Source organism: Pseudomonas sp. DC3200b2, assembly GCF_049895785.1.
Classification (GTDB): domain Bacteria; phylum Pseudomonadota; class Gammaproteobacteria; order Pseudomonadales; family Pseudomonadaceae; genus Aquipseudomonas; species Aquipseudomonas massiliensis.
In genome coordinates, this window is record NZ_JAFCTA010000001.1 from 386,186 (window position 1) to 400,651 (window position 14,466).

The 14,466-nt window shown below is 65.1% G+C and carries 13 protein-coding genes; all 13 read left to right on the forward strand.

Features of this window, described 5'->3' with window-relative positions; translation table 11 throughout:
• The first annotated feature begins 224 nt into the window (after window positions 1-224).
• The 13 genes from mraZ to ACP691_RS02005 are packed head-to-tail and all read left to right on the forward strand — an operon-like array spanning window position 225 to window position 14,465.
• Window positions 225-680, forward strand: coding sequence for a division/cell wall cluster transcriptional repressor MraZ (mraZ, locus tag ACP691_RS01945; RefSeq protein WP_040261827.1), 456 nt, complete (start codon window positions 225-227; stop codon window positions 678-680).
• Window positions 677-1,624, forward strand: coding sequence for a 16S rRNA (cytosine(1402)-N(4))-methyltransferase RsmH (rsmH, locus tag ACP691_RS01950; protein WP_426149832.1), 948 nt, complete (start codon window positions 677-679; stop codon window positions 1,622-1,624). Before mraZ ends, rsmH begins: the two co-directional genes overlap by 4 nt.
• Window positions 1,621-1,914, forward strand: coding sequence for a cell division protein FtsL (ftsL, locus tag ACP691_RS01955; RefSeq protein ID WP_040261829.1), 294 nt, complete (start codon window positions 1,621-1,623; stop codon window positions 1,912-1,914). The genes rsmH and ftsL overlap by 4 nt, the downstream gene beginning before the upstream one ends.
• Window positions 1,914-3,665: a peptidoglycan D,D-transpeptidase FtsI family protein gene (locus ACP691_RS01960; protein ID WP_426150199.1), complete on the forward strand. Its 1,752-nt coding sequence runs from the start codon at window positions 1,914-1,916 to the stop codon at window positions 3,663-3,665. The genes ftsL and ACP691_RS01960 overlap by 1 nt, the downstream gene beginning before the upstream one ends.
• On the forward strand, window positions 3,662-5,125 hold the full coding sequence (locus tag ACP691_RS01965) for a UDP-N-acetylmuramoyl-L-alanyl-D-glutamate--2,6-diaminopimelate ligase (RefSeq protein ID WP_426149833.1): 1,464 nt from the start codon (window positions 3,662-3,664) through the stop codon (window positions 5,123-5,125). The genes ACP691_RS01960 and ACP691_RS01965 overlap by 4 nt, the downstream gene beginning before the upstream one ends.
• Window positions 5,118-6,485: a UDP-N-acetylmuramoyl-tripeptide--D-alanyl-D-alanine ligase gene (locus ACP691_RS01970; RefSeq protein ID WP_426149834.1), complete on the forward strand. Its 1,368-nt coding sequence runs from the start codon at window positions 5,118-5,120 to the stop codon at window positions 6,483-6,485. Before ACP691_RS01965 ends, ACP691_RS01970 begins: the two co-directional genes overlap by 8 nt.
• Complete coding sequence (gene mraY / locus ACP691_RS01975) at window positions 6,485-7,567, forward strand: phospho-N-acetylmuramoyl-pentapeptide-transferase (protein ID WP_040261833.1); 1,083 nt, start codon at window positions 6,485-6,487, stop codon at window positions 7,565-7,567. Before ACP691_RS01970 ends, mraY begins: the two co-directional genes overlap by 1 nt.
• A gap of 4 nt (window positions 7,568-7,571) precedes the next feature.
• On the forward strand, window positions 7,572-8,918 hold the full coding sequence (gene murD / locus ACP691_RS01980) for a UDP-N-acetylmuramoyl-L-alanine--D-glutamate ligase (RefSeq protein WP_426149835.1): 1,347 nt from the start codon (window positions 7,572-7,574) through the stop codon (window positions 8,916-8,918).
• A complete protein-coding gene (gene ftsW / locus ACP691_RS01985) occupies window positions 8,915-10,132 on the forward strand; it encodes a putative lipid II flippase FtsW (RefSeq protein WP_426149836.1) in 1,218 nt (405 codons plus the stop codon). The genes murD and ftsW overlap by 4 nt, the downstream gene beginning before the upstream one ends.
• Window positions 10,122-11,192 (forward strand): undecaprenyldiphospho-muramoylpentapeptide beta-N-acetylglucosaminyltransferase, encoded by a 1,071-nt coding sequence (murG, locus tag ACP691_RS01990; RefSeq protein ID WP_426149837.1) that lies wholly within the window; start codon window positions 10,122-10,124, stop codon window positions 11,190-11,192. Before ftsW ends, murG begins: the two co-directional genes overlap by 11 nt.
• Entirely contained in the window at window positions 11,185-12,639 is a 1,455-nt protein-coding gene (gene murC / locus ACP691_RS01995; RefSeq protein ID WP_426149838.1) for a UDP-N-acetylmuramate--L-alanine ligase, read from the forward strand. The genes murG and murC overlap by 8 nt, the downstream gene beginning before the upstream one ends.
• Window positions 12,636-13,595, forward strand: coding sequence for a D-alanine--D-alanine ligase (locus tag ACP691_RS02000; protein ID WP_426149839.1), 960 nt, complete (start codon window positions 12,636-12,638; stop codon window positions 13,593-13,595). The genes murC and ACP691_RS02000 overlap by 4 nt, the downstream gene beginning before the upstream one ends.
• A gap of 3 nt (window positions 13,596-13,598) precedes the next feature.
• Window positions 13,599-14,465 carry a cell division protein FtsQ/DivIB gene (locus ACP691_RS02005; RefSeq protein WP_040261839.1) on the forward strand — a complete coding sequence of 289 codons (867 nt, stop codon included), beginning with the start codon at window positions 13,599-13,601 and terminating at the stop codon, window positions 14,463-14,465.
• Window position 14,466: the final 1 nt, after the last annotated feature.

The window sequence follows — 14,466 nt, forward strand, 5'->3', positions numbered from 1 at the left end:
GCCCGGAAGGGGTTTCTCAGGCGTTTTGTCTCGCTTTTTCAGGCTTTCCACTTCATCTGTGTCGTAAATCACCGATATGTAAGGGTTTTCCCTGACGGCGCGCCTTGACGCTGCCGTGGGGGGATTCCTATAGTGTGCGCGAGTGGCGGAAAGTGGCAGAAAGTGGGAAATTCAGGCGCAGACGAACAATAGCGCGGCAGTATCTTTTTCGGGGAAGCTCAACAGTGTTTCGCGGAGCCAATGCCATCAGCCTTGACGCAAAAGGCCGTCTCGCTATGCCGAGCCGGTACCGCGACGAGCTGAATTCGCGAAGCAGTGGCCAGTTGATCATCACCATCGATACGGTCGACCCTTGTTTGAACCTCTACCCGCTCGACGAATGGGAAATCATCGAAACCAAGCTCAAGGCGCTTCCCTCGTTGCGAGAGGAAGTCAAGCGCCTGCAACGGCTGTTGATCGGTAACGCGGTAGACCTGGAGCTCGACTCCAGTGGCCGCTTTCTTGTTCCCCCACGTTTGCGTGACTACGCCCGCCTGGACAAGAAGGCGATGCTGGTAGGCCAGCTGAACAAGTTTCAACTGTGGGACGAGGACACCTGGAACGCGGTTTCCGCGGCGGACCTCGAAGCAATCCAACAACCGGGCGCCATGCCTGATGAACTGCGTGACCTGATCCTGTGACGACCGACAGCAGCTACAACCATATCACCGTGTTGCTAGACGAGGCGATCGAGGCCTTGAACGTGCGCGCGGACGGCTGCTATGTAGATGGCACCTTCGGTCGCGGCGGCCATAGCCGTCTGATCCTCCGGCATCTGGGGGGGGGCGGCCGATTGCTTGGCTTCGACAAAGACCCTCAGGCGATTGCTACCGGGCAAGCGCTGGCGGCCGAAGACGGCCGCTTTGTCATTGTGCAGCGCAGTTTCGCCGAGATGGCTGCCGAAGCCGATCGCCTTGGCCTGGCCGGCAAGATCAGCGGCGTCCTGCTGGACCTGGGCGTGTCCTCCCCGCAATTGGACGATCCGGCGCGCGGTTTCAGCTTTCTCAATGACGGCCCGCTGGACATGCGCATGAATCCCGATCAGGGCATCAGCGCGGCGCGCTTCATTGCCGAAGCGCCTGAGGAGGAAATCGCCCGGGTTTTCAAGGAATATGGCGAGGAGCGTTTCGCCCGGCGCATGGCGCGGGCGGTCGTGGAGCGGCGTCAGACGCAGCCGTTCGAGCGCACCGCCGACCTGGCGCAGGTGCTCAAGGATGCCAACCCGGCCTGGGAGAAGAACAAGCATCCGGCTACCCGAGCCTTCCAGGGGCTGCGCATTCACGTCAACAGCGAACTGGCCGACCTCGAGGCGGGGCTCCAGGCCGCGCTGGACATTCTCGAAGTGGGCGGCCGCCTGGTGGTGATCAGCTTCCATTCCCTGGAAGACCGCATCGTCAAGCTGTTCCTGCGCCGCCTGGAGAAAGGCGAGCAGGACAAGCTACCGCGCAACCTGCCTGTGCAAGTACAGCGTTTCGAGCCGATCGTGCGTACCCTGGGCAAGGCGCGTTTCGCTTCTGAAGCCGAGCTCAAGGCCAACCCGCGCTCGCGCAGCGCCGTAATGCGCGTGGCGGAGAAACTGCGGTGAGCCAGCTCTTCTTCAAGCCATTGCCACGCTTCAGTTTCCTGATGCTGCTGCTGTTCGTGGGGGTGCTGGTGTCCGCCATCGCGGTGGCCTATAGCGCGCACTTGAACCGCACCTTGCTCAACGCCCTTTACACCGAGCTCAATGAGCGCGACAAGGCCCAGGCCGAGTGGGGCCGCCTCATACTCGAGCAAAGCACCTGGACGGCCCATAGCCGAATCGAGGCGTTGGCCACCGAGCAGCTGAAAATGCATGTGCCTGACGCGGCGGACGTGCGGATGGTGGCGCCATGATGAAACTCGACGGAGCCCTTTTTCCGTGGCGTTTCCGCGTCGTGCTCGGCCTGCTTGGCATCATGGTGGCGGCCATCAGCTGGCGCATCATCGATCTGCAGGTAGTGGACCGTGATTTCCTCAAGGGCCAGGGCGATGCCCGCAGCATGCGCCATATCCCCATTCCCGCGCATCGCGGCCTGATCACTGACCGCAACGGCGAGCCCCTGGCGGTCAGTACGCCGGTGAGCACCCTGTGGGCCAACCCCAAGGAGTTGCAGCTGGCCAAGGACCGCTGGCCCGAACTGGCCCGTGCCCTGGGTCAGGACCCGGCGCAGCTCAGCGAGCGTTTCGAAGCCAACGCCAGCAAGGAATTCCTCTATCTGGTCCGCGGGCTGACCCCGGAGCAGGGCCAGGCGGTACTGGACCTGAAGGTGCCCGGCGTCTATGGCCTGGAGGAGTTCCGTCGTTTCTACCCGGCCGGCGACGTCACCGCCCATATGGTCGGCTTCACCGACCTGGACGACCACGGTCGCGAGGGTGTCGAGCTGGCCTACGACGAGTGGCTTGCCGGCGTGCCTGGCCGGCGCCAGGTGATCAAGGACAGGCGCGGGCGGCTCATTCGCGACGTGCAGGTGACCAAGAACGCCAAGGCCGGGAAAACCCTGGCCTTGTCCATTGATCTGCGCCTGCAGTACCTGGCCACACGGGAGCTGCGCAAGGCCATTACGGAGAACCAGGCCAAGGCGGGCAGCCTGGTGATCATGGACGTGAAGAGTGGCGAGGTGCTCGCCATGGTCAATATGCCCACCTACAACCCGAATAACCGCCGCACCATGGTGCCGGCGGCCATGCGCAACCGCGCCATCATCGACGTATTCGAGCCTGGCTCGACCATGAAGCCACTGTCCATGAGCGCGGCCCTGGAAACCGGGCGCTGGAAGCCGACGGACAAGGTGGAGGTATACCCAGGGTCGCTGCAGATCGGCCGCTACACCATCAAGGACGTCTCCAAGACCGAGGGGCCGGTGCTGGACCTGACCGGCATCCTCATCAATTCCAGTAACGTGGGAATGAGCAAGGTCGCCTTCGATGTGGGCGGCGAGAATATCTACCGCGTGATGTCTTCCGTGGGCCTGGGCCAGTACTCCGGGCTTGGCTTCCCGGGCGAGCGGGTGGGCAACCTGCCCAACCACCGCGAATGGCGCAAGGCGGAAACCGCTACCTTGTCCTACGGGTACGGCCTTTCGGTAACGGCGCTGCAACTGGTCCACGCCTATGCCACCCTGGCCAACCACGGCAAGCTGGTGCCGCTGTCGATCCTGAAAGTGGACAATCCGCCGGAAGGCAACCAGGTGATTCCGGAAAACGTGGCCATGACCATCCAGGGCATGCTGCAGCAGGTGATCGAAGCACCACGCGGTGTGTATCGCGCGCAGGTGCCGGGCTACCACGTGGCGGGCAAGAGCGGTACCGCGCGCAAGGCCACCATTGGCTCGCGTGGCTACACCGAGAACGCTTACCGCTCTCTGTTCGCCGGCTTCGGTCCGGTGGCCAACCCGCGCTACGCGGTGGTGGTGGTGATTGACGAGCCCGGCGCGGGCGGTTACTTCGGTGGCCTGGTATCCGCGCCTGTCTTCAGCAAGGTGATGTCGGGCACGCTGCGCCTGATGAACGTACCACCGGACAACCTTCCGGCGGCCACCCCACAACAGCAGGCCAGCGCCACTCCGGTGCCCGCGCCCGCGCCTGGCAAAGGACGCCAAGGATGAGCATGCCCCTGACCCACCTGTTCCCCGATGCCGGGCGCGATCCGCTGATCCGCGAGCTGGCGCTGGACAGTCGGCAGGTTCGCCCAGGTGACCTGTTCCTGGCCGTGCCCGGTGGCCGGGTCGATGGCCGCCAGCACATCGCCGATGCCCTGGCGCGAGGCGCCGCGGCAGTGGCCTATGAGGCCGAAGGCGCCAATGTCCTGCCTTTCACCGACGTACCCCTGGTTCCGGTGCGTGGGCTTGCGGGCCAGTTATCGGCCATCGCCGGACGTTTCTATTCTGAGCCGGGCCGTCATCTGCGCATGATCGGCGTTACCGGAACCAATGGCAAAACCAGCGTGACCCAGCTCATCGCCCAGGCGCTGGACCGGCTCGGCACCTCGTGCGGGCTGATCGGCACCCTGGGCAGCGGCTTTCATGGCGAACTCAAAAGTGGCCGTTTGACCACTCCGGATGCCGTGGCGGTGCAGGCGACCCTGGCCGACCTGCGCAAGGCCGGCGCCCGGGCCGTGGCCATGGAAGTCTCCTCCCACGCCTTGGAGCAGGGGCGCGTGGCGGCGGTGGATTTCGGTATCGCCGTGTTCACCAACCTGTCCCGGGACCATCTCGACTATCACGGCAGCATGCAAGCCTACGCCAATGCCAAGGCCCGCCTGTTTGCCTGGCCTACCTTGCGCGCCCGGGTGATCAACCTCGATGACGAACTTGGCCAGGACCTGGCCCGGCGGCCGGGTACCTCCCGGCTCATCGGCTATAGCCTGGCCGAGGCGAGCGCTACTCTGTACTGCCGCGATGCCCGCTTCGACGATCAGGGCGTCACAGCTACCCTGGTCACCGCCCAAGGCACCTTCAACCTGCGCAGCCGCTTGCTGGGCCGCTTCAACCTGAGCAACCTGCTGGCGGCCATCGGCGCCCTGATGGCGATGGACTATCCGCTGGACGAGATCCTCAAGGTCGTTCCAGCGCTGGAGGGACCGTTGGGCCGCGTGCAGCGCCTGGGCGGCGGCGAACGCCCGTTGGTAGTGGTGGACTATGCCCATACGCCGGACGCCCTGGAGAAGGTTCTCCAGGCCTTGCGCCCCCATGTGAGCGGCAGCCTGGTTTGTCTGTTCGGCTGCGGCGGCGACCGTGACCGGGGCAAGCGTCCGCTCATGGCACAGGTCGCCGAAACCTGGGCCGACAAGGTCGTGGTCACTGATGACAACCCGCGCAGCGAGGCGCCCGAAGCCATCTTCGACGATATCCGTCCTGGCTTCGCCCAGCCTGGGCAGGCCCGGTTCATTTCCGGACGCAGCGAGGCCATCGCGCAAGCGGTGGGCGACGCCCGGGCCGGTGACGTTGTGGTGCTGGCCGGCAAAGGGCACGAGGACTATCAGGAAATTCTTGGCGAGCGACACCCGTTCTCCGACATCGAACAGGCCGAAGCGGCCTTGGCTACCTGGGAGCGAGACCATGCTTGAGCCCCTGTCCCTGGCGCGCGTGGCGCAACCCCTTGGTGGGCGCCTGCTGGGTGAGGACCGCACGTTCACGGGCGTCAGTATCGACAGTCGCGCCATCGCGCCGGGCCAGCTGTTCATCGCCTTGGCCGGGCCGCGCTTCGACGGCCACGATTATCTGGTCGAGGTAGCTGGCAAAGGCGCGGTGGCCGCCCTGGTGGAACGAGAGATTCCGGATGCACCCTTGCCGCAGTTGCTGGTGGCCGACTGCCGACTCGCCCTGGGCCAGTTGGGCGCGCTGAATCGTCAGGCGTTCACCGGGCCGGTGGCTGCCATCACGGGCTCAAGCGGCAAGACCACGGTCAAGGAAATGCTGGCCGCCATCCTGCGTGTCCGTGGCCCGGCCCTGGCCACCCGCGGCAACCTCAACAATGACCTGGGCGCGCCCCTGACATTGCTGGAACTGGCTGGCGAGCACTGGGCGGCGGTGATCGAGCTGGGTGCTTCGCGCATCGGCGAAATCGCTTATACCGTGGGCCTGACCCGGCCGGCCGTGGCGCTGATCAACAACGCCGGCACCGCCCATGTGGGCGAATTCGGCGGCCCGGAGAAGATCGTCGAGGCCAAGGGCGAGATCCTCGAGGGGCTCGACGCCACCGGCGTGGCCGTGCTCAACCTCGACGACAGGGCCTATCCGGTGTGGGCCAGGAGGGCCGCGGGGCGTACGATCCTCACGTTCTCCCTGGCCAACCCTGAAGCCAGCTTCCATGCCGGCCCCGTGAGCACAGACGCGCGTGGCTGCCCGGCCTTCGAACTGCGCTGCGGCGACGGCATCGAGCGCATCCAGCTCAACCTGCTCGGCCAGCACAACGTTCGCAACGCATTGGCCGCCGCCGCCGCGGCTCGGGCCATGGGCGCCACCCTGCCGGAGATCGCCCGAGGGCTCAACAGTGTGCAACCGGTCAAGGGCCGGACCGTCGCCCAGGTGACCGCTAGCGGCGTGCGAGTGATCGATGACACTTACAATGCGAATCCCTCCTCGGTGAACGCGGCGGTTGATATACTCGCCGGCTTTTCCGGCCGCACCGTTCTGGTGCTCGGAGATATCGGCGAACTAGGTGACTGGGCTATCGAAGGCCACCGCCAGGTAGGTGCCTACGCCCAGGGCAAGGTCGACGCGCTTTATGCCGTTGGCCCGCTCATGGCCAACGCCGTCCAGGCATTCGGTGAGAACGCCCGCCATTTCGACACTCAAGCTGACCTGATCCAGGCCCTGGCCTCGGAGCAGGCAGCCGACACAACCATTTTGATCAAAGGCTCGCGTAGTGCTGCGATGGAACACGTCGTAGCGGCCTTGCGCGGTGCCAGCGGGGAGACACATTAATGCTGCTGCTGTTGGCCGAATTCCTGCAACAGTTCTACAAGGGCTTCGCGGTCTTCCAGTACCTGACCCTGCGCGGGATCCTGGGTGTGCTGACCGCGTTGGTCCTGGCACTGTGGCTGGGGCCATGGATGATTCGCACCTTGCAGATCCGCCAGATTGGCCAGGCCGTGCGTAACGATGGTCCTCAGTCCCACTTGTCCAAGTCCGGCACGCCGACCATGGGCGGCGCGCTCATCCTTTCAGCCATCGGCATCAGTACGCTGTTGTGGGCCGACCTAAGCAATCGCTATGTCTGGGTGGTGCTGGTGGTGACCTTCCTGTTCGGCGGCATCGGCTGGGTGGACGACTACCGCAAGGTGATCGAGAAGAACTCCCGGGGCTTGCCGAGCCGCTGGAAGTATTTCTGGCAATCGGTGTTCGGCATCTGCGCCGCGGTCTTCCTCTACACCACCGCCAACACGCCAGTCGAAACCACGCTGATCGTGCCCATGCTCAAGGACGCCAGCGTACCCTTGGGCGCCGGTTTCATGATCCTGGCCTACCTGGTGATCGTCGGCTCCAGCAACGCGGTCAACCTCACCGATGGCCTGGATGGCCTGGCCATCATGCCGACCGTGATGGTGGGCGGGGCCCTGGGCATTTTCTGCTACCTGTCGGGCAACGTGAAATTCGCCGATTACCTGCTGATCCCCTATGTGCCAGGCGCGGGCGAGCTGATCGTCTTCTGTGGCGCGCTCATCGGGGCCGGCCTTGGTTTCCTCTGGTTCAACACCTACCCGGCGCAGGTATTCATGGGGGATGTGGGCGCCCTGGCCCTGGGTGCCGCCCTGGGCACCATCGCGGTCATCGTTCGCCAGGAAATCGTGCTGTTCATCATGGGCGGCGTATTCGTGATGGAAACCCTTTCCGTGGTCATCCAGGTCGCCTCGTTCAAGCTGACCGGGCGTCGGGTGTTCCGCATGGCCCCGATCCACCACCATTTCGAACTCAAGGGCTGGCCCGAACCCCGGGTGATCGTGCGCTTCTGGATCATCACAGTGATCCTGGTGCTCATCGGCCTCGCCACCCTGAAGCTGAGGTAGCCCTGTGTCGCTGATCGCTTCCGACCAATTCCGCATCGTTGTCGGCCTCGGCAAGAGCGGCATGTCCCTGGTTCGCTTCCTGGCGAAGCAGGGCGTTGCCTTTGCGGTGGCCGATACGCGCGAGAATCCTCCGGAGCTGGCGACCCTGCGGCAAGCCTTTCCCCAAGTGGAAGTCCGCTGCGGCGAACTGGACCCTGAGTTTCTCTGCCGCGCCAGCGAGCTGTACGTCAGCCCGGGCCTGGCCCTGGCCACGCCAGCCTTGGCCGAGGCCGCGGCGCGGGGCGTGAAGCTCTCTGGCGATATCGACCTGTTCGCCCGTCACGCGCGCGCGCCCATCATCGCTATCACCGGTTCCAACGCCAAGAGCACCGTGACCACCCTGGTGGGCGAGATGGCCCAGGCCGCCGGCAAGCGCGTGGCCGTGGGCGGCAACCTGGGCACGCCCGCCCTGGACCTGCTCGCCGAGGACGTGGAGCTTTACGTGCTCGAGCTTTCCAGCTTCCAGCTGGAAACGACCCACCAGCTCAACGCGCAAGTGGCTACCGTGCTCAACCTCAGCGAGGACCACATGGACCGCTACAGCGGCATGCCGGCCTATCACCTGGCCAAGCACCGCATCTTCCGGGGTGCCCGCCATGTGGTGATCAACCGCCAGGACGCACTGACCCGGCCCTTGCTGCGCGATGACATGACCCTGTCCTCCTTCGGCCTGGACGGGCCGGACTTCCACAGTTTCGGCATCGTCGAGGAAGCCGGCGCGCGCTACCTGGCCAGGGGGCGCGAGCGGCTGTTGGCGGTCACCGAGCTGAAAGTCAGAGGCGCTCACAACCAGGCCAATGCCCTGGCTGCCCTGGCGCTGGGCAGCGCCGCGGGCTTGCCGATGGCATCGATGCTCGACGCCCTGCGCGGCTTCAGTGGCCTGGCGCATCGCTGCCAGTGGCTGCGCGAGCGCAACGGCGTGAGCTGGTATGACGATTCCAAGGCCACCAATGTGGGCGCCGCCCTGGCGGCCATTCGGGGCCTGGGCGAAGACATCGACGGCAAGCTGGTGCTGGTGGCGGGCGGAGACGGCAAAGGCGCGGAATTCGCTGACCTGCGTCGTCCGGTCAGCCAATACTGTCGGGCGGTGGTACTGCTTGGCCGCGACGCCGAGCGCCTGGCCGCGGCACTTGACCCGGAACTGCCCCGATACCACGTAGCCGACCTGGACGCCGCGGTGGCCCGGTGCGCCCAGCTGGCCCAGCCAGGCGACGCGGTGCTGCTGTCTCCCGCCTGCGCCAGCCTGGACATGTTCCGTAACTATGAAGAGCGTGGGCGCCTGTTCGCCCAGGCCGTAGAGGCGCTGTCATGAACCTCCTCAGCGCTATCAAGCCCTATCCCTCGCCGCTGATCAGCAACCGGGGCATCGATATCGACTTCCCCATGCTGGCGGGCTGCCTGGCCCTGCTGGGGCTCGGCCTGGTCATGATCACGTCGGCGTCGTCCGAGGTCGCTGCGGCCCAGAGCGGCAACCCCCTGTACCACATGATCCGCCACATCATCTATGTGTTGCTCGGTCTTGGCGCTTGTGGCGTGACCCTGCTCATCCCCATCGCCACCTGGCAGCGCATGGGCTGGCTGCTGCTGATGGCTGCCTTCGGCCTGTTGTTCCTGGTGATCGTGCCGGGGGTAGGGCGCGAGGTGAACGGGTCCATGCGCTGGATCGGCTTCGGCGCCTTCAACGTTCAGCCATCCGAACTGGCCAAGGTTTTCGTGGTGATCTTCCTTTCCGGCTACCTGATCCGCCGCCAGCAGGAAGTACGGGAAAGCTGGATGGGCTTTTTCAAGCCTTTCATCGTGCTGCTGCCCATGGCCGGCCTGCTGCTGATGGAGCCGGACTTCGGGGCCACCGTGGTGATGATGGGCGCGGCCGCGGCCATGCTGTTCCTTGGCGGTGTCGGCCTGTTCCGCTTCGCCCTGATGGTGGTGCTGGCGGCGGCGGCCGTGTTCGTGCTCGTGCAGGCACAGCCGTACCGGATGGCGCGCCTGATTACCTTCACCGACCCCTGGGCCGACCAGTTCGGTTCCGGCTACCAGCTGACCCAGGCGCTGATCGCCTTCGGCCGTGGCGAGTGGTTCGGCGTGGGCCTGGGCAACAGCGTGCAAAAGCAGTTCTACCTGCCCGAAGCCCACACCGACTTCGTGTTCTCCGTGCTGGCCGAAGAGCTGGGCGTGGTGGGCTCGCTGTGCACGGTGGCGCTGTTCATGTTCGTGTGTATCCGTGGCATGTACATCGGGCTCTGGGCCGAAAGAGCCAAGCAGTTCTTCGCCGCTTACATGGCCTATGGCCTGTCCATGCTGTGGATCGGCCAGTTCCTCATCAATATCGGCGTGAACGTGGGGCTGCTACCGACCAAGGGGCTGACCCTGCCGTTTCTCAGCTACGGCGGTAGCTCCCTGGTGATCTGCTGCGCGTGCCTGGGCCTGCTGTTGCGCATCGAATGGGAAAGCCGTACCCACCTGGGCAGCGAGGAAGTGGAGTTCACCGAGAAAGACTTTGCCGAGGAGCCACAGCATGGCCGGTAATGTCTTGATCATGGCGGGTGGTACCGGGGGGCATGTGTTCCCGGCCCTGGCCTGCGCCCGTGAATTCCAGGCCCGGGGCTACCAGGTCCACTGGCTCGGTACGCCTCGGGGTATCGAAAACGATCTGGTGCCGACGGCCGGCATCACCCTGCATCGCATCGAGGCCAGCGGTCTGCGCGGCAAGGGGCGCCTGGCGCTGTTCAAGGCACCCCTGATGCTGGTCAGGTCGGTGCTGCAGGCCCGTGCGATCATCCGGCGGCTCAAGCCAGCCTGCGTGGTTGGCTTCGGTGGCTATGTCACCGGCCCGGGCGGCCTGGCTGCCAGGCTCGCTGGCGTCCCTGTGGTGGTGCACGAGCAGAATGCCGTGGCAGGTACCGCCAATCGGTTGCTGCTGCCCCTGGCCAGCAGAGTCTGCGAAGCTTTCCCCGGCACCTTCGCTGATTCGGGCAAATGCCTGACCACTGGCAATCCGGTGCGCGCGGAACTGTTCCTGGAAAGCCAGCGCGCCACGCTCGCGGGCCGCCGGCCACGGTTGCTGGTGATGGGCGGCAGCCTGGGCGCCGAACCGCTTAACAAACTGGTGCCAGAAGCCTTGGCCCGCTTGCCTGAAGCCCACCGTCCCGAGGTTTTCCATCAGGCCGGCAAGCAACACGACGCGATCACGGCCGAGCGTTACCGAGCCGCCGGGGTGCAGGCCGAGGTGGCGCCATTCATCGCTGACATGGCCCAGGCCTATGCCTGGGCCGACCTGGTGATCTGCCGGGCTGGCGCCCTTACCGTAAGCGAGCTGGCCGCCGCCGGCTTGCCGTCCTTGCTGGTGCCCTTGCCCCACGCCATCGACGACCACCAAAGCCGCAATGCCGAATTTCTGGCCCGCGAAGGCGCAGCCTTCGTCATGCCGCAAGCAACAACCGGCGCCGCCGAACTGGCCGAGCGCCTTGAAGAGGTTTTGATGCAACCGCAAAAACTCGTGACCATGGCCCAGACCGCCCGCCGGCTGGCAAAACCCGATGCCACCCGTAGCGTCGTCGACGCTTGCCTGGAGGTGGCCCATGGTTGAAAGCCAACGCGCCATGCCGCAGCCGGAAATGCGCCGGATCCGCCGCATTCATTTCGTGGGGATCGGTGGCGTCGGCATGTGCGGCATCGCCGAAGTGTTGCTGAACCTGGGCTACCAGGTCTCCGGTTCGGACCTGAAGGCTTCCGGCGTGACCGAGCGCCTGCGTGCCTTTGGCGCCGAGGTCTTCATCGGGCACCGTGCTGAAAACGCCGCGCGGGCCGACGTGCTGGTGGTGTCCAGCGCGGTGAACGTGAGCAACCCGGAGGTCGCCACCGCTCTGGAGCGCCGTATCCCCGTGGTGCGTCGAGCTGAAATGCTCGCCGAGCTGATGCGCTACCGCCATGGCATCGCGGTGGCCGGCACCCATGGCAAGACCACTACCACCAGCCTGCTGGCATCGGTGTTCGCCGCGGCCGGGCTAGACCCAACCTTCGTGATCGGCGGCCGGCTCAATGCCGCCGGTACCAATGCCCAGTTGGGCAGCAGTCGCTACCTGATCGCCGAAGCGGACGAAAGCGACGCCAGCTTCCTGCATCTGCAGCCGCTGGTGGCCGTGGTCACCAATATCGACGCCGACCACATGGCGACCTATGAAGGCGATTTCAACAAGCTGAAGAAGACCTTCGTGGAGTTCCTGCACAACCTGCCGTTCTACGGCCTGGCCGTGGTGTGCATCGACGACCCGGTGGTGCGTGAGATCCTGCCCCAGGTCGCTCGGCCTACCACCACCTACGGGGTGCATGAGTCCGCGGACGTCCGCGCCATCGACATCCGCCAGGACGGCATGCAGACCTACTTTACCGTGCTGCGCCGCGACCGCGAGCCGCTGGACGTGTCGGTGAACATGCCCGGAAATCACAACGTGCTCAACGCGCTGGCCACCATCGCCATCGCCACCGACGAAGGCATCAGCGACGAGGCCATCGTCCGCGGGCTCTCCGGCTTCCAGGGCGTGGGCCGGCGTTTCCAGGTCTACGGCGCGTTGCCCGTGGACGGTGGGGAAGTCATGCTGGTGGACGACTATGGCCATCATCCCCGTGAGGTGGCCGCGGTCATCGACGCCGTGCGTGGGGGCTGGCCCGAGCGTCGCCTGGTCATGCTCTACCAGCCGCACCGCTATAGCCGCACCCGTGACCTCTACGATGATTTCGTGCAGGTGCTGGCCGATGCCAATGTACTGTTGCTCATGGAAGTCTACCCGGCCGGCGAAGAACCGATTCCCGGGGCCGATAGCCGTCAGCTGTGCCACAGCATCCGCCAACGCGGCCAGCTGGACCCGATCTACGTAGAACGCGGCACTGACATCGCGCCGGTGGTCAAGCCGCTGCTTCGTCCCGGCGACATCCTCCTTTGCCAGGGCGCCGGGGACGTTGGCTCCATCGCGCCTCAACTGTTGAAAAGCCCGCTGTTCGCCGGCGCGGTCGCTACCTCGGGGAAGCTTTCATGAACGCTCATGCCTACGAAACCCTCGTGTCCAAGGTCGCACCCAGCGATTTCGGCCGTGTCGCCGTGCTTTATGGCGGCACCAGCGCCGAGCGCGAAGTGTCCCTGAAGTCCGGCGCCCAGGTGCTGTCTGCCTTGCAGGCCGCTGGCGTGGACGCTTTCGGCATCGACGTGGGCAGCGACCTGCTGCAGGTTCTGCTTCGTGAAAGGATCGACCGCGCCTTTATCATCCTGCACGGGCGCGGCGGTGAAGACGGCAGCATGCAAGGGTTGCTGGAGTGCCTTGGCATTCCCTACACCGGCAGCGGCATCCTGGCCTCGGCGCTGGCCATGGATAAACTGCGCACCAAGCAGGTGTGGCAGAGCCAGGGAATTCCTACCCCTCGGCATGCGGTATTGGCCAGCGAAGCCGACTGCGTGATCGCGGCCAGGGAACTGGGCTTCCCTTTGATCGTCAAACCCGCCCATGAAGGTTCAAGTATCGGCATGGCAAAGGTGACCAGCAGCGACGAACTGGTCAAAGCCTGGAAAGACGCCAGCGCCTATGACTCGCAAGTCCTGGTCGAACAATGGATCGACGGCCCGGAGTACACCGTGGCTGTTCTGCGCGATCAGGTACTGCCGGCGATCGCCCTCGGCACGCCTCATACATTCTACGACTACGACGCCAAGTACCTGGCCGACGATACCCAGTACCGCATCCCCTGCGGCCTGCCGGCCGACCAGGAGCAGGCCCTGATGCAACTGTGCCTGCGTGCCTGCGAGGCGATCGGCGTCAGCGGATGGGGGCGGGTGGATGTCATGCAGGATGCCCAGGGCGCTTTCTGGCTGCTGGAAGTCAATACCGCCCCGGGAATGACCGACCATAGCCTGGTGCCCATGGCGGCACGGGCGGCCGGGCTGGATTTCCAGCAGCTGGTGTTGTCCATTCTCACTGATTCACTTCAGGCGCGAGGCTGACCCATGCGCGTCGCGACCCTTCGTCATCAGCAGCCCATGCCCAGCCGCAAGGCACCGCCTCGTGGCGCGAGCCGCATGGTCGCCAAGGAGCCGGCCGGCACGCGGATGCCGCGGCCCAGCGGCGGTTTCTTCAAGCGCCTGCTCTGGCCGCTGTTGCTGGTAGGGCTGGCCGCCGCTACCTACGAAGGTTCGCAGCGTGCGCTGCCCTACCTGGACAGGCCCATTTCGAAAATCAACGTGCAGGGCGACTTGAGCTACGTGAGCCAACAGGCGGTACAGCAGCGAATCGCGCCCTACGCCAATGCCCGCTTCTTCAGTATCGACCTCACCGGCATGCGTGTGGAACTGGAGCAGATGCCCTGGATCGCCCACGCGGAAGTGCGCCGCGTGTGGCCTGACCAGGTCGTGATCCGACTCGAAGAGCAGCTGCCGGTCGCCCGCTGGGGCGAGGGCCAGCTGCTGAACAACCAAGGCCAGGCGTTCGCCCCGCGCGAACTGGCCAACTATGAGCACCTGCCGCAGCTGTTCGGCCCGCAACGTGCTCAACAACAGGTCATGCAGCAGTATCAAGTGCTCAGCCAGATGCTTCGGCCTCTCGGTTTCTCCATAGCACGGCTTGAATTGCGTGAACGTGGCAGCTGGTTCCTGACCACGGGCGCGGGTAGCGCCGGGCCAGGTATCGATTTGCTGCTCGGGCGTGATCATCTGGTGGAAAAGCTGCGCCGGTTCATCGCCATTTACGACAAAACACTAAAAGACCAGATCACGAATATCGCCCGCGTCGATCTGCGCTACGCCAACGGCCTGGCCGTTGGCTGGCGTGATCCGAACGCGGCGGCGCCAGCGGTCCCGACCGTGGCGAAGAATTGAC

Excerpts from the sequence above, each read along its gene's own strand:
- ACP691_RS01960 (WP_426150199.1), top strand. The coding sequence starts at position 1,914 with ATGAAACTCGACGGAGCCCTTTTTCCGTGGCGTTTCCGCGTCGTGCTC.
- ACP691_RS01965 (WP_426149833.1), top strand. The coding sequence starts at position 3,662 with ATGAGCATGCCCCTGACCCACCTGTTCCCCGATGCCGGGCGCGATCCG.
- ACP691_RS01970 (WP_426149834.1), top strand. The coding sequence starts at position 5,118 with ATGCTTGAGCCCCTGTCCCTGGCGCGCGTGGCGCAACCCCTTGGTGGG.
- mraY (WP_040261833.1), top strand. The coding sequence starts at position 6,485 with ATGCTGCTGCTGTTGGCCGAATTCCTGCAACAGTTCTACAAGGGCTTC.
- ftsW (WP_426149836.1), top strand. The coding sequence starts at position 8,915 with ATGAACCTCCTCAGCGCTATCAAGCCCTATCCCTCGCCGCTGATCAGC.
- murG (WP_426149837.1), top strand. The coding sequence starts at position 10,122 with ATGGCCGGTAATGTCTTGATCATGGCGGGTGGTACCGGGGGGCATGTG.
- murC (WP_426149838.1), top strand. The coding sequence starts at position 11,185 with ATGGTTGAAAGCCAACGCGCCATGCCGCAGCCGGAAATGCGCCGGATC.
- ACP691_RS02000 (WP_426149839.1), top strand. The coding sequence starts at position 12,636 with ATGAACGCTCATGCCTACGAAACCCTCGTGTCCAAGGTCGCACCCAGC.
- ACP691_RS02005 (WP_040261839.1), top strand. The coding sequence starts at position 13,599 with ATGCGCGTCGCGACCCTTCGTCATCAGCAGCCCATGCCCAGCCGCAAG.